21 protein-coding genes are annotated in these 23,263 nt (G+C 71.3%); 10 read left to right on the top strand and 11 right to left on the bottom strand.

The features are described 5' to 3' along the window. Window positions 1-240: 240 nt before the first annotated feature. The 4 genes from WMF33_RS22495 to WMF33_RS22480 all read right to left on the bottom strand — a co-directional run bounded on the left by WMF33_RS22495 (window position 241) and on the right by WMF33_RS22480 (window position 3,536). Complete coding sequence (locus tag WMF33_RS22495; RefSeq protein ID WP_061623741.1) at window positions 241-684, bottom strand: hypothetical protein; 444 nt, start codon at window positions 682-684, stop codon at window positions 241-243. Further along, entirely contained in the window at window positions 681-1,172 is a 492-nt protein-coding gene (locus WMF33_RS22490) for a c-type cytochrome (RefSeq protein ID WP_437339057.1), read from the bottom strand. The genes WMF33_RS22495 and WMF33_RS22490 overlap by 4 nt, the downstream gene beginning before the upstream one ends. A gap of 206 nt (window positions 1,173-1,378) precedes the next feature. Next, window positions 1,379-1,966, bottom strand: a complete 588-nt coding sequence (locus WMF33_RS22485; RefSeq protein WP_437339056.1) for an OmpA family protein — start codon at window positions 1,964-1,966, stop codon at window positions 1,379-1,381. Window positions 1,967-2,459: 493 nt separating this feature from the next. Then, complete coding sequence (locus WMF33_RS22480; RefSeq protein WP_437339055.1) at window positions 2,460-3,536, bottom strand: hypothetical protein; 1,077 nt, start codon at window positions 3,534-3,536, stop codon at window positions 2,460-2,462. A 236-nt stretch (window positions 3,537-3,772) separates the two neighbouring features. Between WMF33_RS22480 and dnaE the strand changes: the two genes are divergently transcribed. Continuing rightward, window positions 3,773-7,411: a DNA polymerase III subunit alpha gene (gene dnaE / locus WMF33_RS22475; RefSeq protein WP_437339054.1), complete on the top strand. Its 3,639-nt coding sequence runs from the start codon at window positions 3,773-3,775 to the stop codon at window positions 7,409-7,411. Here the strand turns inward: dnaE and WMF33_RS22470 are convergent. Further along, window positions 7,404-8,405: an AAA family ATPase gene (locus WMF33_RS22470; protein ID WP_437339053.1), complete on the bottom strand. Its 1,002-nt coding sequence runs from the start codon at window positions 8,403-8,405 to the stop codon at window positions 7,404-7,406. The two genes, dnaE and WMF33_RS22470, sit on opposite strands and share 8 nt — an antisense overlap. A gap of 114 nt (window positions 8,406-8,519) precedes the next feature. On the opposite strand from WMF33_RS22470, the gene WMF33_RS22465 reads away from it, so the two are divergent. Beyond that, entirely contained in the window at window positions 8,520-9,806 is a 1,287-nt protein-coding gene (locus tag WMF33_RS22465; protein ID WP_437339052.1) for a DUF4388 domain-containing protein, read from the top strand. 11 nt (window positions 9,807-9,817) lie between these two features. On the opposite strand, the gene WMF33_RS22460 is transcribed toward WMF33_RS22465, so the two are convergent. From WMF33_RS22460 to WMF33_RS22445, 4 genes are all read right to left on the bottom strand, one after another. Next, window positions 9,818-10,429: a D-glycero-alpha-D-manno-heptose-1,7-bisphosphate 7-phosphatase gene (locus WMF33_RS22460; protein ID WP_020736442.1), complete on the bottom strand. Its 612-nt coding sequence runs from the start codon at window positions 10,427-10,429 to the stop codon at window positions 9,818-9,820. Between the two features lie 7 nt (window positions 10,430-10,436). Then, a complete protein-coding gene (locus tag WMF33_RS22455; protein ID WP_061621903.1) occupies window positions 10,437-11,057 on the bottom strand; it encodes a D-sedoheptulose-7-phosphate isomerase in 621 nt (206 codons plus the stop codon). Window positions 11,058-11,118: 61 nt separating this feature from the next. Then, entirely contained in the window at window positions 11,119-12,114 is a 996-nt protein-coding gene (locus WMF33_RS22450; RefSeq protein ID WP_061621902.1) for a GHMP family kinase ATP-binding protein, read from the bottom strand. Then, a complete protein-coding gene (locus WMF33_RS22445) occupies window positions 12,111-12,857 on the bottom strand; it encodes a nucleotidyltransferase family protein (RefSeq protein ID WP_437339051.1) in 747 nt (248 codons plus the stop codon). Before WMF33_RS22445 ends, WMF33_RS22450 begins: the two co-directional genes overlap by 4 nt. Before the next feature lie 122 nt (window positions 12,858-12,979). Between WMF33_RS22445 and WMF33_RS22440 the strand changes: the two genes are divergently transcribed. The 6 genes from WMF33_RS22440 (at window position 12,980) to WMF33_RS22415 (ending at window position 17,863) form a co-directional block, all read left to right on the top strand. Then, the gene (locus WMF33_RS22440) at window positions 12,980-13,252 is read left to right on the top strand and encodes a hypothetical protein (RefSeq protein ID WP_437339050.1); all 273 of its coding nucleotides are present in this window, start codon (window positions 12,980-12,982) and stop codon (window positions 13,250-13,252) included. Window positions 13,253-13,554: 302 nt separating this feature from the next. Beyond that, complete coding sequence (locus WMF33_RS22435; RefSeq protein WP_437339049.1) at window positions 13,555-14,190, top strand: hypothetical protein; 636 nt, start codon at window positions 13,555-13,557, stop codon at window positions 14,188-14,190. 293 nt (window positions 14,191-14,483) lie between these two features. Continuing rightward, a complete protein-coding gene (locus tag WMF33_RS22430; protein ID WP_437339048.1) occupies window positions 14,484-15,059 on the top strand; it encodes an ATP-binding protein in 576 nt (191 codons plus the stop codon). Next, entirely contained in the window at window positions 15,056-15,622 is a 567-nt protein-coding gene (locus WMF33_RS22425; protein WP_437339047.1) for a SpoIIE family protein phosphatase, read from the top strand. Before WMF33_RS22430 ends, WMF33_RS22425 begins: the two co-directional genes overlap by 4 nt. A 7-nt stretch (window positions 15,623-15,629) precedes the next feature. After that, window positions 15,630-16,193 (top strand): STAS domain-containing protein, encoded by a 564-nt coding sequence (locus WMF33_RS22420; protein ID WP_437339046.1) that lies wholly within the window; start codon window positions 15,630-15,632, stop codon window positions 16,191-16,193. Window positions 16,194-16,357: 164 nt separating this feature from the next. Next, window positions 16,358-17,863, top strand: coding sequence for an HAD-IG family 5'-nucleotidase (locus WMF33_RS22415; RefSeq protein ID WP_437339045.1), 1,506 nt, complete (start codon window positions 16,358-16,360; stop codon window positions 17,861-17,863). Between the two features lie 58 nt (window positions 17,864-17,921). Here the strand turns inward: WMF33_RS22415 and dusB are convergent, their stop codons facing one another. Then, a complete protein-coding gene (gene dusB, locus WMF33_RS22410; RefSeq protein WP_437339044.1) occupies window positions 17,922-18,908 on the bottom strand; it encodes a tRNA dihydrouridine synthase DusB in 987 nt (328 codons plus the stop codon). A 391-nt stretch (window positions 18,909-19,299) separates the two neighbouring features. On the opposite strand from dusB, the gene WMF33_RS22405 reads away from it, so the two are divergent. Together WMF33_RS22405 and WMF33_RS22400 are read left to right on the top strand one after the other, a co-directional pair. Further along, window positions 19,300-20,898, top strand: coding sequence for a serine/threonine-protein kinase (locus tag WMF33_RS22405; protein WP_437339043.1), 1,599 nt, complete (start codon window positions 19,300-19,302; stop codon window positions 20,896-20,898). A 225-nt stretch (window positions 20,899-21,123) separates the two neighbouring features. Continuing rightward, window positions 21,124-22,500, top strand: coding sequence for an MFS transporter (locus tag WMF33_RS22400; RefSeq protein WP_437339042.1), 1,377 nt, complete (start codon window positions 21,124-21,126; stop codon window positions 22,498-22,500). A 246-nt stretch (window positions 22,501-22,746) separates the two neighbouring features. On the opposite strand, the gene WMF33_RS22395 is transcribed toward WMF33_RS22400, so the two are convergent. Then, on the bottom strand, window positions 22,747-23,244 hold the full coding sequence (locus WMF33_RS22395; protein WP_437339041.1) for a hypothetical protein: 498 nt from the start codon (window positions 23,242-23,244) through the stop codon (window positions 22,747-22,749). Window positions 23,245-23,263 lie beyond the last annotated feature (19 nt).

The raw sequence follows: 23,263 nt of genomic DNA, 5'->3' as shown, positions 1-23,263 counted from the left end.
TTCCGGGAGTCAACGGTCTCGTGCGCCGACCGACCGCGAGGAGGGAAGGGCGCGTATCGCCGGTCCGGGACGCCGGTTACCCATCTCGGCGAGGCCGTCGCGCAGGCCTGCGCGACGGCGCATCCGGGGCGCTGCGATGCGCCGTCCCGACGAGCGGAAGCGGGGGCGAGCGATCCGGCGACGCATCGCGTGCGTCCGGGAAGGAATCCTTCGAGATCGCGCGGCAATCGCGCGCGCCGTTCAGCGCACGAACAGCGTGATCCGGGAGGAGTCTCCCAGCGTGACGGTCCGGCTCATGACGTCGTGCCCGCGCTTCCGGTCGACCGCGATCTCGACATGGTAGAGGCCGTCCGGGAGCGACACCTTGGTGAGGACCGTCCTCGGCGCCGTCCCCTCGGCGAAGTGCCACGAGCTGTCGATGACCGGCGCGGCCTCGGTCGCGCGCTGGCCCGAGGAAGGATCCGTCCAGGTCACGTCGAGGCGCACGACCGTCGCCGCGTCGTCCAGCTTCAGCTCGACCTCGCGCTCCTCGGGCATGTTTTTGAAGAGGACGCTCCCCGCGAGCAGCGCGCCCGCGACGAGGATCACCGGCGCGAGCCGTCGGGCCCAGGGGGGGCGACCATCCGGCGCGGCCGGCCGTTCTTCCGGCGCCTGGTCGAGCTCCTCCTGCTGGGTCGAGCTCATCGGGGCTCAGCGCGCTGCGCCGGTGCGGCGCCTGCAGGTGCGGACCCGCTTGCTTTGCTGGTGCGGATTCGCTTCACGAGGCCATCGATCACCTGCTGCGGCAGATCGAAGGCGGGCATCTTGTTCCTGCCCTTCCGGATCACCTCGGCGAGCTGGGCATCGGTCACCCGCTCCTGCCAGGCGGCGTCGGTGAGATCCGGGGCGCGGACCATCGGACCTTGCGGGCCGTCGCCGCGACCGGCCCTGCCGTGACAGCTGGAGCAGTTCCGCTGCCAGGCGAGCTCGATCAGCCCCGGGTCGGTCTCGTTCGAGGCGACCGGCCGCGCGGCGACCTTGCCGCCCTGCCCCTCGTTGGGGCTCGGCGGATCGTGATCGGCCGGCGTCCACTCGCGAACGTCGCCCGGCCCGGGGTCGCAGCCGAAGAGGCCAAGCGAGAGGACGGCCGTGAAGAGGAGGCGGCCCAGGGGGCTGTCGTGGCGTCGCCGCATGGGATGGAGGAGTACGGATAGTGAAGATGATGGGGGAGGCAAGCGAAGAAGGACAACAAGACGACGTCCGCCGCCGGCGCGCGCGGAGTGGCGCGGCGCGGCGGCGGGCGGGGCTGCGTCGGCGAACGGTCAGGCCGCCGGGCGCGCCGCGGACGCGCCGCGAGGATCGCGGCGCGTCCGGAGGGGCGCGGCCAGGCGGAGCGCCGTCACTTGCAGGAGTCGCCGGCGACCTTGCCGCCGCCGTCCACGGGCTGCTTGTCGACCGCCTTGCCGTCGATGGCCGCGATGAAGAACCCGGTGCGGCGGTTCTGGGCCTTGCCGTCGGGCGTGTTGTTGTCGGCGATCGGCTTGCTCTCGCCGAAGCCGACGGCGATGAAGCGCTTGCAGTCGTGGCCCTTCGCGACGAGCCAGCGAGCGACCGACATCGCGCGCTTCTCGGACAGCACCTGGTTCGCGGCGTCCTCGCCGTCGGAGTCGGTGTGCCCCTCGACGCGGAGGAGGGTGACGTCCTTCCGCTGCTTCAGGAAGTCGTCGACGATGTTGAGGACCTCGTCGCTCTCCGGCAGGAGCTTGTCGCTGTTCGTCTCGAAGACCACCGGGCCGGGCAGCTCGACTTGGTTGCCCTTCAGCTTGAAGGTGAGCTTGAAGCGCGGGCGGGGCTTCTTCTCCTCCTTCGGCTCCTGCTTCGGCTCCGGCGGGGGCGGGGGCGGCGGCGCGGCCGCCGGCTCCTTGCCGGTGTTGAACGAGGCGCTGGCCGTGCAACCCGCCGTCGCGGCGGCAGCGCCAACCATCATCACGGCGCACAGAACGGAAGCGACGTATCTACGCATGGACGTTGTTCTCCTCTGAGGGCACGAGCCAGAGCTCGCGTCGGCAACCCGCCGGGCTGACGCCCTGGGACGGCAGCTCGCCATGAATCTTCACTGCCATCGGGTATTTGCGTGGTGGACGCTCGCAGCGATGCCGCCTTCTAGCGAAAAGTTGGGACGAACGAAACCAGGAAGAGGGCGCCTCACGGACCCCCACGAGCGGGCGGACCGAGAGAGCACGCCGCCAAGGCCTCCCTCGCTGGAGCGCGTACCCTGGACGGGCGGGGTCGATTCCTGAGACGCTCGCGGGGCGCGCGACGGCTCAACGGAGAGCACGATCTTCGCGCAGAGCGCGGGCGGGCTGAGCAGGTCGCAGGCTGTGGGGAGCTCTGGCGAGGGGGCACCCGGGAGGTGCCCGCGGAGCTCTCGACGAGGGCTCCGCCGGGATCGCCGCTGCTGGATGGGAGTCGCGCGGCGCTCAGCCCTCGTCCGGGGGCGCTTCCCCGCACGGCACGCCGCTCGTCTCGGCAGGGGGCGCGATCTCGCCCAGCTGCACCTGTCGCGCCGTGAACCCGATGCCGATGGAGATGGCGTTGCACTCCTGGCCCGGGTCCTGGCTGCCGTCCTTCATGATGTCCGAGGCGCGACGGACCTGGTCGAGGGTCGTCTCCAGCCCCGCGCCCTCGCAGAAGGTCGGCTCGATGGCGCCGATGACGCTGCGCAGCTCCTCGACGAGGACGGCCGTCTCGAGCACGCCGGCGATGGTGCCGTTGACGACCGACTTGCGATCGGGCTCGATGTCCATCGCGATCCTCACGTTGCGGATCGTGAGGCCGATGGTGGTCCCCGAGATCGTCAGGTTCAGCTTGAAGGTGACCTGCGACTCCGGGCCAGAAACCCACGTGTTGTCGACGACGTAGCTGGCCGGGAACACGACCTTGGCGCTCTCGATGTCCTGAGCGTCCTCGAGCAGCTCCGGGACGACGGGCCACTTGTCGCTGCCGTTCCAGACGGGCGCCGTGCCCAGGGTGGCGCCGCCATAGAGCTTCGCGGTGAGCGGGTTGTAGGACGACTGCGCGCCGAGCCCGTCGACCTTCAGGATCACCGTGAAATCGCCGTTGGCGATGGCGTCGCTGACCTTGGTCGACGGCTCGGGCAGGAGAGTCGCAATGAGGCTGACGAGCTTGTTTCCGAAGGAGTTGTCGATGCCGCCGGCGCCGTCCGGATAGACGTCCGAAGGGGCGGCGCCGTCGACCGGCTTGCACAGGTCCTCCGAGATGGTGCTGGACACCTTGCCGTCGATGTTGAAGCCGAACTGCTTCCAGCTGCCGGGCACCTTGTCCCCGTTGCGATCCGTGTCGCCGAGGAAGAGGCGGTCGATCGCGAACGCGACCCCCGCGCCGTCACCGGCCTGCTCCGGCCCCGGCCCGGGCGGCTGGCCGAGGTCGACGTCTTGTTCAGCGGGCGGCGGCGCGGCCTCTTCGGAACCACAGCCGGCGACGGACAGGAGCGCCGTCGCCAAATAAACCGCGACGGCGATACGGGAATGGCGCATCATCGACCTCACTTTCTGGAAACCCCACCCCAAATCAGGCAAGTGCTCTCAAACGGGCGCACATGCTAGCGCCGGCTCGCGCGCCTCATCAAGGACGATCCCCGCTGCGCAATGCGCTATATGTGAGCTCGCAGGCACGTGACGGTCGGTCGTCCAAATGCCTTCAGATTTCGTTCTCCCTGATTGCCGGTCTTTCCCGATTCGCACGACGATGAGAAGCCACCTGGAAGCCCGCTGTGACCGCTGAGTTCATCCACCTCCACGTGCATTCGCAGTACTCGCTCCTCGACGGCGCGCTGCGCGTCAAGGACCTCGCCGCGCGCGCCAAGTCGCTCGGTATGCGCGCGGTCGCCCTGACGGACCATGGGAACATGTTCGGGGCGATTCAGCACTACAAGGCCTGCAAGGACCAGGGCATCGGCGCGATCATCGGCTGCGAGGTGAACGTGGCGCGCAGCTGGGGCGCGTCCGCGGGGCAGGTGTCGCGCTCGGGCGTGGACGAGACGCCCGTCGATCACCTGGTGCTGCTCGCGACGTCCGAGGAGGGCTACAAGAACCTCGTCCGCATCGTCTCGCTGGGGCACGTCGAGCCCGCGAGCGGGCTCGCGCCGAGCGTGCGGCTCGACATGGTGGCGCAGCACAGCGCGGGGCTCATCGGCCTGACCGGCTGCATGGGCGGCGTGGTCGCCCAGCGGATCCTGGAGCAGGGCGAGGACGAGGGGCGCGAGGCGCTCAGCCGGCTCCGGGACTGCTTCGAGCCGGGGAGCCTCTACGTCGAGCTCCAGGACCACGGGCTCGTCGAGCAGTCGGTGCTCAATGGCATCCTCGCGCGCGCGGCGGGCGATTTGGGGTTGCCGCTCGTCGCGACGAACGACGCGCACTTCGGCGCGCGCGAGGACGGCGAGGGGCAGCTCTACCTGTCGTGCATCGCGGCGAACCGCACGTTCGCCGAGGCCAGCGAGGCGCACCACGGCAGCTTCGAGATGTTCCTCAAGCCCGCCGACGAGATGGCGCACCTCTTCCGCGACCACCCGCAGGCGGTCCGCTCGACGCTCGAGATCGCCGAGCGGTGCGCGGGGCTCAAGCTCAAGCTCGGCAAGCCGATGCTCCCGCGGTTCCCGCTGCCGAGCGGGTTCGACGACCCGGGGAGCTACTTCCGGCACGTGGCGCACGAGGGGCTCACGAAGCGCCTCGCCCAGATCGCCCGGACGGGCCGGAAGGTGGACGAGGCGGTCTACCGGGCGCGCCTCGACGTCGAGCTGAACGTCATCGTCCAGATGGACTTCCCGGGCTACTTCCTCATCGTCTGGGACTTCATCAAGTACGCGAAGGACCACGGCATCCCGGTCGGGCCGGGCCGCGGCTCGGGCGCCGGCTCGCTCGTCGCCTACGCGATGGAGATCACCGATCTCGATCCGCTCCCGTACAACCTGCTGTTCGAGCGCTTCCTGAACCCGGAGCGCATCAGCATGCCCGACTTCGACGTCGACTTCTGCATGGACCGGCGCGACGAGGTCATCTCGTACGTCACCAAGAAGTACAGCATGGAGGCCGACAAACCCTCCGTCGGGCAGATCGCGACGTTCCATGAGCTCAAGGCGCGGAGCGTCATCAAGGACGTCGCCCGGGCGATGGCGTTCCCCGCCAACGAGGCGCAGAAGATAGCGAGCCTCATCCCGCAGAAGGGGCCGGGGATCACGTACACGATCCCCGAGGCGCTCGACATCGAGCCGAAGCTCAAGGCGCTCAAGGAGAGCGACCCCACGGTCGCGGAGCTCCTGAAGCAGGCGCAGAAGCTCGAGGGGCTGACGCGGCACGCCGGCATGCACGCCGCCGGCGTCGTGATCAGCGAGGGGCCGCTCTGGGATCACGTCCCGTGCTTCAAGAACGGCGAGCAGGTCGTCACGCAGTACTACAAGGACGACGTCGAGCTGGCCGGGCTCGTGAAGTTCGACTTCCTCGGGCTGAAGACGCTCACCGTCATCGACATCGCGGTGCGGCTCGTGAACGCGCGCCCGGACCGCGCGGGCAAGGAGGGCGCGCGGTTCGACGTGAACACGGTGCCGATCGACGACCCCGCCACCTACGCGCTCCTCCAGTCGGGCGAGACCACCGGGGTGTTCCAGCTCGAGTCGAGCGGCATGCAGCAGCTCTTCAAGGACCTGAAGCCCGACGCCTTCGAGGACATCGTCGCCGCCGTGGCGCTCTACCGGCCCGGGCCGCTCGGCACCGGCATGGTGAAGGACTTCGTCGACTGCAAGCACGGCCGCAAGCCGATCGAGAAGATGCACCCCCTCGTCGACGAGCTCCTCCAGCCGACGTACGGCGTCATCGTCTACCAGGAGCAGGTCATGCAGATCGCGCAGCGGCTCGCGGGCTACACGCTCGGCGGCGCCGACCTGCTCCGGCGCGCCATGGGCAAGAAGAAGCCCGAGGAGATGGCGAAGCAGAAGGCGACGTTCGTCGACGGTTCGCTCAAGAACGGGGTGAAGGCGGAGGACGCCGAGCGCATCTTCGGGCTCCTCGAGTACTTCGCGGGCTACGGCTTCAACAAGAGCCACTCGGCCGCGTACGCGCTGCTCACCTACCAGACGGCCTACCTCAAGGCGCACTACCCGGTCGAGTTCCTGTGCGCCCTGATGACGGCCGACCGCGACAAGATCGAGAAGGTCGTGCGGATCATCGCGGAGGGGCGCGCGTGGGGGGTCGAGATCCTCCCGCCCGAGATCAACGAGTCCAAGACGGACTTCACCGTCGTCTACAGCGCGACGCCGGTGACGAACGGCAAGCGCGTGACCGGCACCCGGCGCGGCGGCTCGCGGGCGAGGGATCCGTACGACCCGAAGATCCGCTTCGGCATGGGGGCGATCCGCGGCGTCGGCGAGTCGGCGCTCGAGGCGGTCCTCGAGGCGCGGGAGGCGGGGGGCGCGTTCGGGGATCTCTTCGACTTCGCCGAGCGCGTCGATCCGCGGCGGGTCAACAAGGGGGTGTTCGAGGCGCTCGTGCAGTGCGGGGCGTTCGACGCGAGCCTCCGGGCGCGGGGCATCTCGCGGTCGCGGGCGTTCGCGGCCATCGACAGGGCGCTCGATCGCTCGCGCTCCGCGAGCAAGGAGCGGAACAGCGCGCAGATCGGCCTGTTCGCGGCCGTCGCGTCCAAGAACGAAGTGCGGCTGGACGACTACCCGATGGTCGAGGATTGGGATCTGCGGGAGACGCTCTCGCGGGAGAAGCAGTCGCTCGGGTTCTACGTCTCGGGGCACCCGCTCGATCGGTACGGCGTGGATCTGAACCGCTTCGACGTGACCGCGGTGAGCGCGCTGGCCGGACTGGACGCCTGGGCCAGGGTGCGCGTCGGCGGGATGGTCGAGGGCTACCGCGAGCGCATCTTCAAGGGCGGCGGCGGCAAGATCGCGTTCTTCGTGCTCGAGGACACGTCCGGCCGGGTCGAGGTCAAGGTGCGCGAGAAGCAGATCGAGGCTTACGGCGAGCTCCTGAACCGGGGAGAGCCGGTCTTGATCTCGGGCAAGGTCAGCTTCCCCATGGTGGACGAGGGCGCCGAGGAGGCCGAGTCCGCGCCGCGCGAGCCGACCCTCCTGCTCGACGAGGTGCAGCCGCTCTCCGACGCGATCCTCGCGCAGACGCGGAGCGTGGCGATCACGCTGAAGTCGCGCAGCGCCAGGCGCGAGCACATCGATCGGCTCGGCGCGCTCCTGCGGGCGAGCCCGGGGGTGTGCCCGGTGCAGCTCGTGATCCAGCTCGACGACGGGGCGGAGGCGGTGCTGGCGCTGGGGCGCGATCTCCGCGTCGAGCCGAACGACGCGATGCTGGGGCGGCTCGAGAAGCTGTTCGGCGAGAAGGTGGCCGAGCTCAGGTAGGCGGCTCGACCGCGCCCGCGCTCTCGGCGGCCCGCGCCAGGGCGCCGAGCTTCGCCTCGGCGTCGGCGCGGTCGCCCTGGTGCTTGAGCAGGACGCCGAGCGTGTCGCGGGCGAGCTCCGGGGTGATCGCGCGCTTGCCGAGCAGGAGCAGCGCGCGCGCCCAGTCGATCGTCTCGCTGATGGCGGGGGATTTCCGCAGATCCATGGCCCTCAGGCCGGCGACGAACGCGACGATCTGCGCGGCGAGGCGGGGCTCGATCCCCGGGAGGGCGACCCTCAGGATGGCGATCTCGCGCGACGGCGGCGGGTAGTCCAGGAACGCGTGCAGGCAGCGGCGGCGCAGCGCTTCGGTCATCTCGCGCGTCGCGTTCGTGGTGAGCAGGACGAGCGGCGGGTGCGCGGCGCGGATCGTGCCGAGCTCGGGGATCGTGACCTGCATGTCGGCGAGCACCTCCAGCAGGAACGCCTCGAACTCCGGGTCCGCGCGATCGACCTCGTCGATGAGGAGGACGACAGGAGCGGCGCTGCGCAGCGCCGCGAGGAGCGGGCGCGCGATCAAGAAATGCTCGCTGAAGAACGACGCCTCGCTCCCCGCGATCGCGCGCGCGGCGGCGGCGAGGCTCGCGGCGCCGGCGATCTCCTTCGCGACCGCGTCGCGCAGGAGCTGCGTGTAGAGCATCTGCTTCGCGTAGTCCCACTCGTACAGCGCCTTCGCCTCGTCGAGGCCCTCGTAGCACTGGAGCCGGATGAGCCCGCGACCGAGCGCCTCGGCCGCGGCGCGGGCGAGCTCGGTCTTGCCGACGCCGGCCGGCCCTTCGAGCAGGAGCGGCCGCTCCATGCGGAGGGCGAGCCACAGCGCGAGCGAGGTCGCCGGATCGGCGATGTAGCGGGCCGCCGCGAGGCGCGCCTCGAGCTCGTCCGCGGTGGCGGGGGTGTTATCGCGGGCGCTCCGATCGCCGGGCGCGCCGCCGTCGTGATCCGGGGGGGGCGTCACGGCGGGACGGTAGCACGCCGCGCGCGGTCGCCCGGGCGGCGGCGCGCGCGAGGCCGGCCGTGGCCGCCGGCCGGCCGTGGCCGCCCTCTCCGCGCTGGGTTAGAGATCGCGGCGATGACCGAAGAGCACCGCTCGCTCGTGCGCATCGACGCGACTGGCACGGCGCACCCCGTCGACCTGGACGCCAGCAAGCGCCTGCGCGCGCGGCAGGGGGTGTTCCAGCTGCTGCCCGCGCCCGGCCACCTCGTCGTGATGCGCCACGTGGGGAACGAGGCGCCGGCCGACGCGCCGGCGGCCCCGCCGCTCCGGCTCGCCGGGCAGATCGTGGGGCCGGGCGCGCTCTGCGACGTCGTCTCGCTCATCGGACAGGCGGGGTGGTCCGGCGAGCTCGCCGTGATCGACGGCGCGGAGAGCCGGTCGCTGTTCTTCGAGCCGGGCCACGCCATCGCCGCGCGCTCGAGCGCCCCGGGCGAGCGCATCGGCGAGGTGCTCTACCGCTACGGCGCGCTCTCGCGGCCGCAGGTCGAGGCGACGCTCGCCGCCGCGGTGCCGGACGTGCGCTTCGGCGAGACCGCGGTGAAGCTCGGCTTCGTGCCGCGCGAGCGGCTCTACCAGCTGCTCAGCGCGCAGGCGGAGGAGATCGCCTACCGGATGCTCCTCGCGGGCGAGGGGATGTTCTACTTCCTCGCGGGCTTCGAGGAGGAGCAGATCCCGACGCGCCACGACCTCCCGGTCCACGCGCTGCTCCTCGAGGCGGTGCGCCGCATGGACGAGCTGCGCTACTTCCGCGAGCGGATCCCGTCGGATCAGCACGTGCCCGCGCGGGTGCCGGATCGCGGCCCGCCGCCGGAGGAGCTCCGCGCGGTGTACGACGCCGTCGACGGTCAGCGATCGGTGGCGGAGGTGGCGCGCGCGCTCGGGCAGGGGGAGTTCGAGACCACGCGGGCGCTCTTCCAGCTGGCGCAGTCCGGGCGGGTCGTGGTGCGCGCGCCGGGGCCGACGGGCGCCGCCGCCGGCATCGCGCTCTTCAACGAGGCGATCGCGTCGATCCTCTCCGCCGTCGACGGGGCCCAGCGGGGCGACGAGGTGCGCTGGCAGCTCGCCGCGTTCGTCGCGGGCGCCGGCATCTACGACGCCCTCTTCCGCGGGGCGGGGCCCGCGCCGGACGGGACGTTCGAGCCGGCGAGGCTGCTCGACAACGCCACGCTCATCGCCGGCGCCGAGCAGGCCGAGGCGATGCTCTCGCAGTGGCTGCGCGAGTACGTCTCGTTCGCCATGTTCGTCGCGGAGCCGTGCCTGCGCCTGTCGCCCGAGGGCATCCCGCTCTCGCGGCGCAGCGACAACCAGCCGCCGCTGTCGAAGCGCGTCGCCGCGCTCGTGGGCCCGCTCGCGCCCAGGTAGCCGTCGCCGAGCTAGCCGCGCGGCTCGGCGAGGATCTCCGCGGCCAGGAGATCGAGCCGCGGCGCCGCGCGATCGGGGCAGGGGAGGTCGGCCTCGCCCCGCAGCGGGCACAGCTCGCAGCGGCGTCGATCCAGGAGCAGGCCCGCCCGCATGCCCGCGGCGCGCGCGGCCGCCACGTCGCTCGGCGCGTCGCCGATCATCCAGCTCGCGGCGACGTCGAGATCGAGATCGCGCGCGAGCCCCGTGAGCATCCCCGGCTTCGGCTTCCTGCAGTCGCACGGGCCGATCAGCGCCGGATCGCCGCCGGGCCCGCCCTCGGGGTGGTGCGGGCACGCGGCGAGCGCCGCGATCTCGACGCCGGCCGCGCGCAGCCCGTCGACGAGCGCGCGGTTCGTGCGCTCGATCGCCCACCAGGGGACCTGGCCCTTCGCCGCCCCCGGCTGGTTGGTCGCGATCGCCAGCAAGAACCCCGCGTCCGCGAGCCGCCGCAGCCCCTCGAGCGCGCCCGGCAGGAGCCGGATCTGATCCGGGTGGAACGCCGTCACGACCACGCCGAGCTCGGGATCGCGCACCACGTCGATGAGGGTGCCGTCGCGGTCGAGGACGATCCCGCGCCTCGCCACGCGGCGCTCAGCTCTCGGCCACGAGCTGCAGGAGCCGCTCGCAGATCAGGTGATGGTAGACCTCGTGGAAGCCCTCGACGTGCGGCGTCGACGTGTAGCCGGCGCGCGTCCTCGGCACGATCACGCTGGCGTCGGCCATCTGGCGCAGCGCGCCGCCGTCGTAGCCGACGAGGGCGACCACCTTGGCCCCCGCCTTCCTCGCGAAGTCCGCGGCGGCCACCAGGTTCTGCGACCACGGGCCGGCCCGATCGGCGCCCGAGCCGCCGTGCACGCTCAGGCACACGAGCACGTCGCCGGCGACGATGCGGCCGTCGAGCTGCTCGAGGAAGATCCGGTTGAAGCCGACGTCGTTGGTCAGGGCGCTGAGGAGGGCCGCGTTGTCGCAGAGCGAGGTGCACTTGAAGCGGCGCTTGCCTTCGACCCACGTGAACTTGGCGATGTCGCAGGCGAGGTGGCTCGCGTTGGCCGCCGAGCCGCCGTTGCCGCACGTGTAGATGGTGCGATCGTTCCGGTACGCCTCGAAGAGGATCTCGATGACCCGCGCCATGTCGTCCGGGCTCGTCGCGAGGGCGATCTCGGCCGTCTCGCGAAGGTACTTTTCCACGAAGTCGTGCGTGCTCTGCGGCATGGTGGATCTATAGCCAGAATCCCCGCGAGATGCCCAGCGAGCGGCGCGCCGGCGCGAAGGCTCACGATCGGTGCAGGTTCGCGACGATGCGCGCGCCGTCGAGATCGAAGCGGAAGCGCAGCACGCGCAGGCCCTTCGCGGCGAGCGCCTCCAGCACCCGGCGCTTCTCCGCCGGGCGGACGTAGAACATGAAGAACCCGCCGCCGCCGGCCCCCATCAGCTTGCCGCCGAGCGCCCCGGCGCCCCGGGCGATCTCGTAGATCTCGTCGAGGACCTCGTCGGTCATCTTGGAGGCGAGCTTACGCTTCTGGGTCCAGTGGGCGTGCAGGAGCTCGCCGTAATCGTCGAGCCTGCCGGAGACGAGGATCCGGTGCACATCGCGGCCGATCTCCTTGATGCGGTGCATCCGCTCGACCACCGCGGGCTCGAGATCGTGCAGCCGCCGCCCCTGCTCGGAGAGCACGACCCTGGCCGGTCGCTCGATACCGCTCCACACGATGAGCAGGTTGCTCTCGAGCTCGTCCAGCACCTCGTCGCGGACCGGCACGGGCTCGACGTGCACCGAGCCGTCCGGCGAGAACGTGAACGCGGTGACGTTGCCGTAGGCGGCGATGTACTGATCCTGCTTGCCGATCGGCTCCCCGAGGCGCTCGATCTCGATGGCGCACGCCTCCCGCGCGAGCTGCTCGGACGACACGAAGTCGCGCTTGTAGGCGTGCAGGGCGTTGAGGAGCGCGACCGTGAACGAGCTCGACGAGCCGAGCCCCGAGTTCGCGGGGAGATCCGCGACGCTCGTGAGCTCGATCGAGTGCTCGATTCCCATCATCCGGAGCGCCTCCCGGAAAATGGGGTGCTCGATCCGGTCGACCGAGGGGACGATCTCGGTCTTCGAGTACGCGAGGCGGATGTCGCGGTGGAAGCGCTTGTTGGCCGTGACGTAGATGTACTTGTCGATGGCGGCCGACACGAGGTAGCCGCCGAAGCGGTCGGAGTAGGCGGGCAGATCGGTCCCGCCGCCGCCGAGGGAGAAGCGGACCGGGGCGCGGGAGACGATCATCCCCGCTCCTCCGCCGCGGCCGGGGCCCCGAGCGCGGCCTCGAGATCGCGAAGGCCCCGCTCGGAGCCGATCTCGTAGAAGCGCGCCGCGACCGGGAGCGCCCGCAGGCGGCCGCGCGCCGCGAGGTCCCGCTGCACCGCGTCGAAGCCGAGCGGCGTGTCCGCCGGCAGCGCCTCGACGACCTCGCGGCGGAGCGCGGTCGCGCCGTAATCGATGTGATCGAGGGCAGGGTCGGGCGGGGCGCCCGCGCGGCGCTTCTCGTAACGCGCCACGAGGTCGCCCGAGACGGCCGTGTTCGAGGCGTCGAGCCGACCCTCGTTCCGGTACACGGCCATCGTGCCGAGCGCGCCCGGGTGCGCGCCGAGGTCCCGGAGCGGGGCCAGATAATCGAAGGGGAGATAGGAGTCGCCGTAGGTCATGAGGAACACAGGGGCCAGGTGGGGCAGCGCGCGCCTCAGCGCGCCGGCCGTGCCCAGGAGCTCGGGGCCGTCGTCGGCATAACGGAGGGGCAGCCCCGCGAACCGCTCGCCCATCGCCGCACGTACGGCCTCGCCCAGGTGACCCACGCAGAGGACCACCTCGCCGAAGCCCGCGGCGGCGAGCCGATCGAGGAGCCACGCCCCGAACGGCCTGCCGGCCACCGGCAAGAGGAACTTCGGCGTGCGCTCCGTCCGCGGGCGCATCCGGGTGCCGAGCCCGCCGGCGAGGATCACGGCTTGGGGGGAAAGGGCGTCGGGGCGCACCAGCGGGACGTACCACAGACGACGGCCACCTTCGGCGCGCCTCGGGCGCTCCCGCCGGCGGCCCGAAGAAATCGTCGCCACAAACTGTACGACCGTTCAGCTACTGAACTAGGGTCGGCGCCATGACCGACAAGGACCTCGTTCCGCATCTTCTCCGGACGCTGCTCTCCCTCCAGAGCGAGGGCAAGACGGTGACCCTCGAAACATTGACCACGGCCCTCGCGGTGCGCCGGACGGACGTCCGCCGGGCGATCACCGCCCTCCACCGCGAGGGCTACCTCGATGCCCTGCGGATGCGGCTGACGTTCCGCGGGCTCGCGCTCGGCGCGGCCTTCGCGGCGGCGCCGCTCCGCCCCCTGCGCCGCCCGTCGCTCCGTGCGGTCAAGGCGGCTTGATCGACCGCCCCCGCGCCCCGCCGCGCCGGGGTCGCCGTGAGCAGCGAGTCGACCTCTGCCCACCGGCCTGGCCCGCGCCCGCGCCGGCGGAGGGTCGACATGGATTGTCGATGAGTTTCGGATCTTGCCGCATTTCATTTGGTAGAGCGGCAAATTCACACTGGACAGGCGCCCGAGCCACCGATCGAGCGCCGGGACGGGGGCGGCGGCCGGCGCGAGATCGTCCGGGTTTCTCCGGTCTCTGCGCGTCACTCCGCGCGGAAGACGTTGACATTCCGGGGGATTCGTGAGACGGCGGCTGCGTGATATCCGATGTCGAGATCGAGAATGAGATTCGTGCTTTGGTGGCCGCGTTCCTGGAGGGCATGAGAGCGCTGGCCCGTAAGGACGTTCTCCAGAACGCAGCGCGGTACCTGGAAGTCGACATCAAGGCCGCAGGGATATCCGGGCCCGTCGCGACTCCCATGAAGCCGGCCCCCAAGGCCGAGCGCGCTCCGGCGCCGCGCCGCCCGGCCGCGCCGGCCCGCAGCGCGCCGTCGCGCAAGGCCCCCGCCCCGAAGCGCGCTGCGCCGCGCAAGAAGGCGGCCACGCCGCGGGCTACCGCGGGCGCCGCGCGTCCAGCGGCCGCCCCGGCCAGGGCGCGCCGCGCGAGCGCCACCCCCGCCCAGGCGGCGCCCGCCGTCGGGGCGGGCGCGAAAGACGCCGAGCAGACCCGCCCGGCGAGCCCGGAGAACGCGCCGTCCGGGATCCCCGGGGACGAGATCGCCGAGGCGCTGCTCGCCCATGTGGAAATCGAGCCGGGTCAGGGCATCGACGATCTTGCGCTGGCGATGGGCACCCCTGCAGCCGAGCTCCAGGAGCCGATCAAGAAGCTTCTCGAGGAAAACAAGATCACCGAGGAGCTGAACCAGGGTCAGACGTCGTACTACCCGGCCTGAGCGACATCGGCACCCCGGTGATCCGGGCATGAGCGTTGCCTGAGCGGGCCGCCGGCGCAGGCCGGCGCCGCCGTGCCCTCACGCAACGCGCCGCCGGCGACGCGCCGAGCGAGCCCTGCGGCGACGGCCGGCCCGAGGCCGCGCTCTCGTGTGTTGGCTGACGTACCCGGCGAGGCCGTCGCCGCGCACTCGACGCGGACGCGGGGCCCCGGTAACCTGCCCTTCCAGGCTCTTCCCGGATGACTCCCGCGCACGAACAGATTCTCAACGTCCTGCTCGGCTATCTCTCGGCGATGAACGCAGAGGGAGTCCTGCTCCGGGCCATGCGGGAGGCGGAGATCCAGCCCGAGAGGTTCTCGCTCGACGACCTCCCGGACATCATTCCGAGCATCGAGCGCCGGGCTCGCCTTTATGTCGATCCGGCGCGGCTCGGTCGGCTCAAGTCGGAAATTTCGGCGATCGGCGGCGATCGGCCTTCGCGGCGCTCGAAGGTCATGGCCATCAACGTGGAGGCCGACATCAGCGAGGCGCGCCTGAGCGCGAAGGCCGTTTGCGACGCGGCCGGCGCAAAGAGCTTCACCTCGCACAAGGTCGCGACCATCGTCAGCGAGCTCGCCCGGAACATCGTCCATTATACTCCAGGCGGGACGATCGAGATCGCCGTGCAGCGCGACAGCCCGGTCCGCTTCCTCATCGTCGCGGTGGACGAGGGCGCCGGCATCCAGAACCTGCAGGAGATCCTCGCCGGTCGCTACAAGAGCAAGACCGGCATGGGCCGCGGCCTCATCGGGGTCAAGCGGCTGGCCGATCGCTTCCAGATCGACTCGGGGCCGAAGGGGACGCGGGTGGAGATCGAGGTCCACCTGTGAGGCTGGCCGTGGAGTACGCCGTTCTTCCCAAGGATGGAGAGCGCGTCAGCGGCGACGCCGCCTACGTGCGGGCCGGCGAGGATGGGGTCGTCTTCGCGGTCATCGACGCGCTGGGTCACGGCGAGCACGCGGCGGCCGCGGCGAACGTCGCGCTCAAGGCGCTCGCCGACGCGCCGAGCGGCGACGACGTCCGCGCCCTCATCGACCGCCTCCACGTCCGGCTCCGCGGGACCCGGGGCGCCGCCGGCATGGTCTGCCGCTTCCGGGAGGGGCGGCTCCAGGGCTGCGGCGTCGGGAACGTCGAGCTGATGTCCCACGGCACGCGCGTGCAGTGGCTCCAGAGCCCGGGCATCCTCGGCGCGTCGCTCGGCAAGGCGCGGATCTTCGACGCGCAGCTCGCGCCGGGCGACCGACTCGTCCTCTTCTCCGACGGGATCTCGCCCCGCTTCGACCTCTCGCTGTTTCGTGGGATGAAGGCCGCGGAGGCCTGCCGCGTCCTCATGAGCCGACACCGGCGCTCGCACGACGACTCAACGGTCTTGATCGCCGACATCGAACCTTAGGATGACCATGGAGCTCAAGCGCCTTCCGATCATCAACCTGTGGGACCGGATCCTGGTGCCCATCCAGGGGGACGTGACCGACGACCTCGCGGAGCAGCTGAACACCGAGGTGCTGCGGGCCATCCACGAGAGCGGCGCGAAGGGGCTGGTCATCGATCTCACGGCCGTATGGATCATGGATAGCCACCTGTGCGCCGTGCTGTCGAACCTGGCGTCGGCCGCGCGGCTCATGGGCACGCCCACGATCCTGTCCGGGCTGAGCCCCGAGATCGCGATGACGCTGCAGGCCATGGGGGTCGAGCTCGAGGCGGTGAAGACGGCGCTGACGCTCGAGCAGGCGCTCACCATGCTCGGGCTCGAGGTGCGCCGCGCCGAGGCGCGCGACGAGGACGACGAGGACGACGACGACGACCTCTTCGACGACGAGGACGACGAGGACGACGACGACGGATGGGAGGCGGACGATCGCGGCGACTCGCGGCGCGCGCCCCAGGCCGGGCGCTCGCCGCGTCCCGCCGCGAGCGCCGACCGGCGCCAAGTCAACGGCAAGAGCCGGCTCAGACGCCGCTGAGCCCGCGCGAGCGCGGCCGGCAACGACATCGCGCCGTCCACGCGCCATCCACGGCTCGACGCCTCGGACGCGCCCTCCTGACGGTCGGGTGACGGCGATGGTCCGGGTGGGCAACGCCGCGGGTCCCTGGTATGCCTCACGACCGCTCTCCGGGCGATCTCACCATGGACAAGCTGGATTGCCTCTCCGCTCCGCCGCCCAAGCAGCGGGGGATCTTCTGCAACCGGACGCTGAACCTCCGTTCGATCAAGGCGATCGGGTACGACATGGATTACACGCTGATCCACTACCGCGTGGAGGCGTGGGAGCGTCGGGCCTATGAGCACCTCCGGCACCTCCTGGAGAGCGAGGGCTGGCCGGTCGGAGACCTGACGTTCGAGCCGGACCTCGTGATCCGGGGGCTCATCCTGGACACCGAGCTCGGCAACCTGCTCAAGGTGAATCGGTTCGGGTACGTGAAGCGGGCGTACCACGGCACGAAGCCGATCGACTTCGAGACCCAGCGCGCGACGTACGCGCGGACCATCGTCGACCTCGCGGACGGGCGCTACGTCTTCCTGAACACGCTCTTCTCGCTCTCGGAAGGGTGCATGTACGCGAAGCTCGTCGATCTGCTCGATCAGCGCCGGCTGCCCGAGGTGCTCGGCTACAGCGACCTCTACCGCCGCGTGAAGGATCGCCTCGACGCGACGCACATGGAGGGGCAGCTCAAGGCCGAGATCATCGCGGATCCGGACCGGTTCGTGCTGCTCGATCCGGAGACCCCGCTCACGCTGCTCGACCAGAAGGAGGCGGGCAAGAAGCTCGTCCTGATCACGAACTCCGAGTGGGTCTACACGCGCGCGATGATGAGCTACGCCTTCGATCGCTTCCTGCCGGACGGCATGACGTGGCGCGACCTGTTCGACGTGGTCATCGTGTCCGCGCGGAAGCCGGAGTTCTTCTCGAGCCGCAGCCCGCTGTTCGAGGTGGTCACGGAGGATGGCCTCCTGCGCCCGGCCGGCCGGCTGCGCGAGGGCGGGCACTACCTCGGCGGCAACGCGGGGCTCGTCGAGCACCACCTCGGGCTGTCCGGCGACGAGATCCTCTATATCGGCGATCACATCTATGGGGACGTGCACGTGTCGAAGAGCGTCCTCCGGTGGCGCACCGCGCTCATCATCCGGGAGCTCGAGGAGGAGATCGTCGCGATCGAGGAGGCGCGGGGGGCCGAGGCGCGGCTCGATCTCTGGATGCGGGAGAAGGAGGGCGCGGAGCGCATCTACGCGAGGATGCGCCTCGAGCTCCAGCGGATGCGCGCCGGCTACGGGCCGGTCGTCGGGGCGACGGAGGCCGAGGTCCAGGCGAAGATGAACGAGCTCAAGGTCAGCCTCGCGGCGCTCGACGCGCGGATCGCCCCGCTCGCGAAGGCGTCGGCCGAGACGATGAACCCGCGCTGGGGGCTGCTCCTCCGCACGGGGAACGACAAGAGCCACCTGGCCCGGCAGATCGAGCGCTCGGCGGACATCTACACGTCGCGCGTCTCCAACTTTCTCCTGGCGACGCCCCACGTGCTGCTCCGCTCGCACCGCGGGAGCCTGCCGCACGACCCCATGGGCGCGCCGCCGGGCGCCGACCGGCAGAACGGCGAGCCCGCCCCGGTCGACGACGCGACGCCCGTGGGGATGTAGGCGGCCCCAGCGCGGCTCGGGCGCCCTGCGGCGCGCGGCCGGCCGAGCCCGGGCGGGCTCAGGCCGCGAGCCGCTGCGCGGCGCTGTCGAGGATGTCGAGGCACCCCGCCAGGCTGTCGCAGAAGAGCAGCTCGCGCCGCAGGGCCGACGCGCCGGGGAGGCCGCGGAGGTAGCCGGTCAGGTGGCGCCGCGTCACGCGCACGCCGTGCGGCTCGCCGCGCGCCTCGGTGTTCGCGATGAGGTGCGCGCGGCACAGGGCGAGGCGCTCCTCGGCCGTCGGCGGCGCGCGCCGCGCGCCGTGGTCGAGCAGCGCCCGGGCCTCGCGGAAGACCCAGGGGTGGTCGATCGCGGCGCGGCCGACCATCACGCCGGCGCACCCCGTCTCCTGCAAGGCGCGGGCGGCGTCGTCGGCGGTCTTGATGTCGCCGTTCACCACGACGGGGATGGACACCACCTCGCGCGCGCGGGCGGCCCAGCTCCAGTCGGCCGCGCCGCTGTGCCCCATCTGGGCCGTGCGGCAGTGGATCGTGAGCGCGGCGACGCCGGCGTCCTCGAGGCGGCGCGCCAGGTCGATGATCGGCATGTGGGACTCGGGCCCCCAGCCGATGCGCGTCTTCACGGTGACCGGGAGCGAGACCGTGCGCACCACGAGGCGGGCCATCGCCACCATCGCCTCCGGATCGCGCAGCCAGCCCGCGCCCGCGCCGCGGCCGGCGATCTTCGGCACCCAGCAGCCGCAGTTGATGTCGAGGAACGCCGGCCCCGCCTGCTCGGCGACCCGCGCGGCCTCGGCGAGGCGCTCCGGGTTGGCGCCGTAGATCTGGATCGCCGTCGGCTGATCGCCGGCGGACAGGGCGAGCTTGCGCCGCGCGGTCTTGCACCCGCGCAGGAGCCCCTCGACGTTGACGAACTCCGTCACGCACAGCTCGGCGCCGAGCTCGCGGCAGATGCGGCGGAAGACGGCGTCCGTCACGTCCTCCATGGGCGCGAGGACGACGGGGCGGCCTTGGAACAGCCGGCGAAAGCTTTCGGGCGAGAGCGGCACGGTGGCGAGCTTTCAAGCACGGATCCGGCCGGTTGACCAGGGCGACGCCGCGGCCTCGGGCCCGCGGCGCCGGGCGCCGGGTGCCGCGCGCCGGGTCCGCCGGGCCGGAGCCGCGGAGGCGCGGCCGGCATTCGCCACCTCGGATCTCGGGACGTGTATGCCGGCAGCGCACGAACACGGCAGATCCGGCGGCGAGCGGCCTTGTTGGTATGACATCCTGGGTGGGAGACTGCGCGCGGCGCAGACCGCCATCGTGGCCGGGGAAACCAGCCGCGCCGATGCCCGCAACGCTCGCTTGACGTGCGGCGCGGCTCTGGCGACCCTCGAGTGTGCCATGAAGCGCGCGCTGCTCAGAGACGCTCTCCGCGCTGAGCGCTCGGCGTCGTCGCGCATGCTCAGGGAGCGCGAGACCCGCGCCATCGGCGCGCGGCGCGGCACGCTGACCGCCCACGACACAGAGAGCGTCCGCCGCGCGGTCCGCCGCGCTTTCCGGGTCGCGCTCTGGATATGGCCCGCGTTCACGCTCGTCGACGTGTTCATGGCGACCGTGCTGTACCCCGCGGCGCCGATGTGGCGCTTCATCGTCATGCGCATGATCGAGCAGGCGATCGCCATCGCCGTGTACCGGCTCTCCGGTCGCCCGACGGTCTCGGGGCGGGTCGTGCTGCTCGGGTACGACGCGGCGTTCCTCGTCGCCGCGATCTTCATCTCGCTCATGGCGCTCGATTTCGGCGGCCTGACGAGCGCGTACATGCACGGCCTCTCCATCGTCGTGCTGCTGCGCACCGCGCTCGTGCCGGCGCCGTTCGGCAAGGCGCTGCTCGCCTCCGCGCCGATGTTCCTCGCGTTCCCGACCGTCATGGGCGTCGCCGCGGTCTTCTCCCCGGACATCCTCGCGGCGTGGCTCGACCCGACGACGCTGCTCACGGCCGCGAGCCATTACATCTTCGTCCCCTCGTCGGGGGTGATCGGGGCCCTGTCGAGCCACGTGGTCTGGGCCGCGCAGCAGCAGGTCTATCAGGCGCGCAAGCTGGGCAGGTATCGGCTCGAGGCGCCGATCGGCAAAGGGGGGATGAGCGAGGTCTGGCTCGCCTGGGACGAGACGCTCCAGCGCGGCGTCGCCCTCAAGCTCCTGCGGACCCGCGACGCGCCGGACCCGGCGGTGCTGAAGCGCTTCGAGCAGGAGGCGCACGCGGCCAGCAAGCTCAGCGACCCGCACACGATCCGGATCTTCGACTTCGGCGCGAGCGACGACGGCATCTACTACATCGCGATGGAGCACCTGCGCGGGGCCGATCTCGCCGCCATCGTGCGCCACTACGGACCCATGCCCGTGGCGCGCGCCGTGCGCTTCGCCCTGCAGGCCTGCCGCTCGCTCATCGAGGCGCACGAGGCCGGGATCATCCACCGGGACATCAAGCCGCAGAACCTCTTCGTCACCCGCGTGGGCGACGATCACGACTTCCTCAAGCTGCTCGACTTCGGCGTCGCGCGGATGGTCGAGGGCGGCCGGGACGCCGAGCTGACGAACAGCGGGATGCTCTGCGGGACGCCCGCGTACATGGCGCCCGAGGTGTGCCGCGGCGACCGCGCCGACGCGCGCAGCGACGTCTACGCGCTCGGCGGCACGCTCTATTTCCTGCTCACCGGGGAGCTGCCGTTCGAGGGCTCGTCGTCGGGGCAGCTGTTCGTCGCGCACATGACCAAGGCCCCGCTCGCGCCGTCGGTGCGCCGCGGCCCGGTCGTCCCGCGCGCGGTCGATCGCCTCGTCCTGCGCTGCCTCGCCAAGGACCCGCGCCACCGCTTCCAGAGCGCGCGCGCGCTGTACGACGCGCTCCTCCCGCTGCTGGACGAGTCCGCCTGGAGCGCGGCGGACGCGGAGCGCTTCTGGGTGACCGATCGAGCGGAGAAGCTCGGCCAGCTCGAGGCGCCGCCCGAGCGCCTCGCCCCGGCGCGGGGCGGCTCCACGCAAACCGCCTCAGCGCGATAACACCGAGACGCCTCGCGCGCTCCTCGACGCGAAGTCGGCCGTCCATGAGACCGGCGCCGCACGGGAAAAGTGCGTCGAAACCGTTCGGAAACACACGAGAAACTCCGATTTTTGATCACTGCCTGTATGACGCAGTGGCCGATGCAGAGCAGGAATTGATCGGAGAGTGGCCGCCTCGTGCGCCATGGTGGATGGCCGCCGCCCCGGTCTCGGTGAGGAGGACAGATGTCGACTTTGATTACCGAGTGGAATCCCGACGATGAGGCATTCTGGGAGAAGACAGGGAAGCGGATCGCTCGTCGGAACCTCATCTGGTCGATCATCGCCGAGAACATCGGCTTTTCCGTCTGGCTGCTCTGGAGCGTGACGGCCACCCGGCTCCCCAAGGTCGGCTTCAACTACACCACGGACCAGCTCTTCTTGCTCGTCGCGATCCCGGGCCTCGTCGGCGCGCTGATCCGGTTCCCGTACACGTTCGCCGTCCCGAGGTTCGGCGGGCGCAACTGGACCATCGTCAGCGCGCTTCTCCTGCTGATCCCCACGATCTCGCTCTCGGTGCTCGTGACCAGGCCGGACACGCCGTTCTGGCTCATGGCGGTCGCGGCGGCGACCGCGGGGCTCGGCGGGGGCAACTTCGCCTCCAGCATGGCGAACATCTCGTTCTTCTATCCGGACAAGAAGAAGGGGCTGGCGCTCGGGCTCAACGCCGCCGGCGGCAACATCGGCGTCAGCAACGTGCAGCTCCTCGTGCCGCTCCTCATCGGGCCCGGCGCGCTCGCGACGGCGATCGGCGGGTACCACACCGACGCTGGGATTTACCTGCAAAACGCGGGGCTGATGTGGATCCCGTTCATCCTCCTCTCGGCGGGCGGCGCTTACTTCTTCATGAACAACCTGGCGTCGGCGAAGTCGAACTGGAAAGACCAGGCGGCCGCCGCCAGGAACAAGCACACCTGGATCATCGCGTGGCTGTACGTCGGGACGTTCGGCTCGTTCATCGGCTACTCGGCGGCCCTGCCGCTGCTGCTCAAGATGCAGTTCCCCGCCGTGACGCTCGAGCTCACGTTCCTCGGCGCGCTCATCGGCTCGGTGGCCCGCCCGCTGGGCGGCTACCTCGCGGACAAGATCGGCGGGGCGCGCATCACGTTCAGCAACTTCGTGGTGATGGGCCTCGCGTCGCTCGGGATCATCCACTTCCTCGACGAGAAGAGCTACGCCGGGGTCGTCACGATGTTCATGATCATGTTCGTCTCGACCGGCATCGGCAACGGCTCGACCTTCCGGATGGTCCCCGTCCTCTTCCGGCGCGACTTCCTGCGCGCGGCGCAGGGCAGGGGCGAGGCGGCGCGCGAAGAGGCGCTGATCATGGCGCGCCGCCAGAGCGCCGCCGTCCTCGGGTTCACCTCGGCGGTCGGGGCGCTCGGCGGCTTCTTCATCCCGCGGAGCTTCGGCGCCTCGATCAAGGCGACGGGCGGGGCCACGACGGCGGTCATGTATTTCTTCGTCTTCTATCTCACCTGCATGGGGCTCACGTGGTGGTGCTACATGAGGACCCGCTTCCTCGTGAACCGCATCCCGAGCCTCGCCGAGGCCGACGCCTGATCTGCGCGGGCCGGCGCGCCGCCGAGCGCGCCGGTCCCGGGACGCCTCCTGACGCCGAGGCTCCCCCCGCGCGGCTGCGCGGGGGGGCCTCGGCGTTACGGGAACCCGAGCCGTTGACCATTCTGGAGCCGACCGTGGCGTCCCCGAAGGCGTGAAGCGCCATGGCGAGGACCGAGCCACGGCGCTGCCGCCGCTCATCGAGGGCCGCGCGTCGACGTCACCGAGCCGTGCGGTCGCCAGCGCTCGCTACCAACCGCAGAAGCCGCCGCCGCAGCCGCCGCCCCACCAGCCGCCGCCCCAGGGCCGGAAGCCGCCCCACCAGCCGCCCCAGGGCCGGAAGCCGCCCCACCAGCCGCCCCAGGGCCGGAAGCCGCCCCACCAGCCGCCGCCCCAGGGCCGGAAGCCGCCCCACCAGCCGCCGCCCCAGGGCCGGAAGCCGCCCCACCAGAAGCGCGACGCCGCGTCGGGGGTCGCGCCGACGTTCTCCTCACTGGAGGTCGTCGAGCCGGGGCCCGCCGAGCCGGGGTCTGCTGCGCTCGCGTCCTCCGGGCTCACGCCCGTCGCCGGCGCCGCGCTCGACTCCTGATCTGCGGAGTCCATCTCCTCGCCCTGAACCGCCTGCTTCGCCTCGTCGGTTTGGACCATCGTGTCGTCCGTCGTCGCCTCGGCCGCCACGGCCACGCCGGCCGCGGAGAGCGCCGTCGAGAGCGCGACGAGCGATGCGAACTTCGTCAAATGGCTCATGTTCCCATTCTCCTGTGCA

The organism is Sorangium sp. So ce394 (genome assembly GCF_051474665.1).
In the GTDB taxonomy this organism is placed as follows: Bacteria; Myxococcota_A; Polyangia; order Polyangiales; family Polyangiaceae; genus Sorangium; species Sorangium cellulosum_D.
This window is presented reverse-complemented; position numbering and strand designations above follow the sequence as displayed.

Coding starts and splice junctions, on each gene's coding strand:
- WMF33_RS22495 (WP_061623741.1), bottom strand. CDS start 684: ATGAGCTCGACCCAGCAGGAGGAGCTCGACCAGGCGCCGGAAGAACGG.
- WMF33_RS22490 (WP_437339057.1), bottom strand. CDS start 1,172: ATGCGGCGACGCCACGACAGCCCCCTGGGCCGCCTCCTCTTCACGGCC.
- WMF33_RS22485 (WP_437339056.1), bottom strand. CDS start 1,966: ATGATGGTTGGCGCTGCCGCCGCGACGGCGGGTTGCACGGCCAGCGCC.
- WMF33_RS22480 (WP_437339055.1), bottom strand. CDS start 3,536: ATGCGCCATTCCCGTATCGCCGTCGCGGTTTATTTGGCGACGGCGCTC.
- WMF33_RS22465 (WP_437339052.1), top strand. CDS start 8,520: ATGACCGAAGAGCACCGCTCGCTCGTGCGCATCGACGCGACTGGCACG.
- WMF33_RS22455 (WP_061621903.1), bottom strand. CDS start 11,057: ATGCCGCAGAGCACGCACGACTTCGTGGAAAAGTACCTTCGCGAGACG.
- WMF33_RS22450 (WP_061621902.1), bottom strand. CDS start 12,114: ATGATCGTCTCCCGCGCCCCGGTCCGCTTCTCCCTCGGCGGCGGCGGG.
- WMF33_RS22440 (WP_437339050.1), top strand. CDS start 12,980: ATGACCGACAAGGACCTCGTTCCGCATCTTCTCCGGACGCTGCTCTCC.
- WMF33_RS22430 (WP_437339048.1), top strand. CDS start 14,484: ATGAACGCAGAGGGAGTCCTGCTCCGGGCCATGCGGGAGGCGGAGATC.
- WMF33_RS22420 (WP_437339046.1), top strand. CDS start 15,630: ATGGAGCTCAAGCGCCTTCCGATCATCAACCTGTGGGACCGGATCCTG.
- WMF33_RS22415 (WP_437339045.1), top strand. CDS start 16,358: ATGGACAAGCTGGATTGCCTCTCCGCTCCGCCGCCCAAGCAGCGGGGG.
- WMF33_RS22405 (WP_437339043.1), top strand. CDS start 19,300: ATGCTCAGGGAGCGCGAGACCCGCGCCATCGGCGCGCGGCGCGGCACG.
- WMF33_RS22400 (WP_437339042.1), top strand. CDS start 21,124: ATGTCGACTTTGATTACCGAGTGGAATCCCGACGATGAGGCATTCTGG.
- WMF33_RS22395 (WP_437339041.1), bottom strand. CDS start 23,244: ATGAGCCATTTGACGAAGTTCGCATCGCTCGTCGCGCTCTCGACGGCG.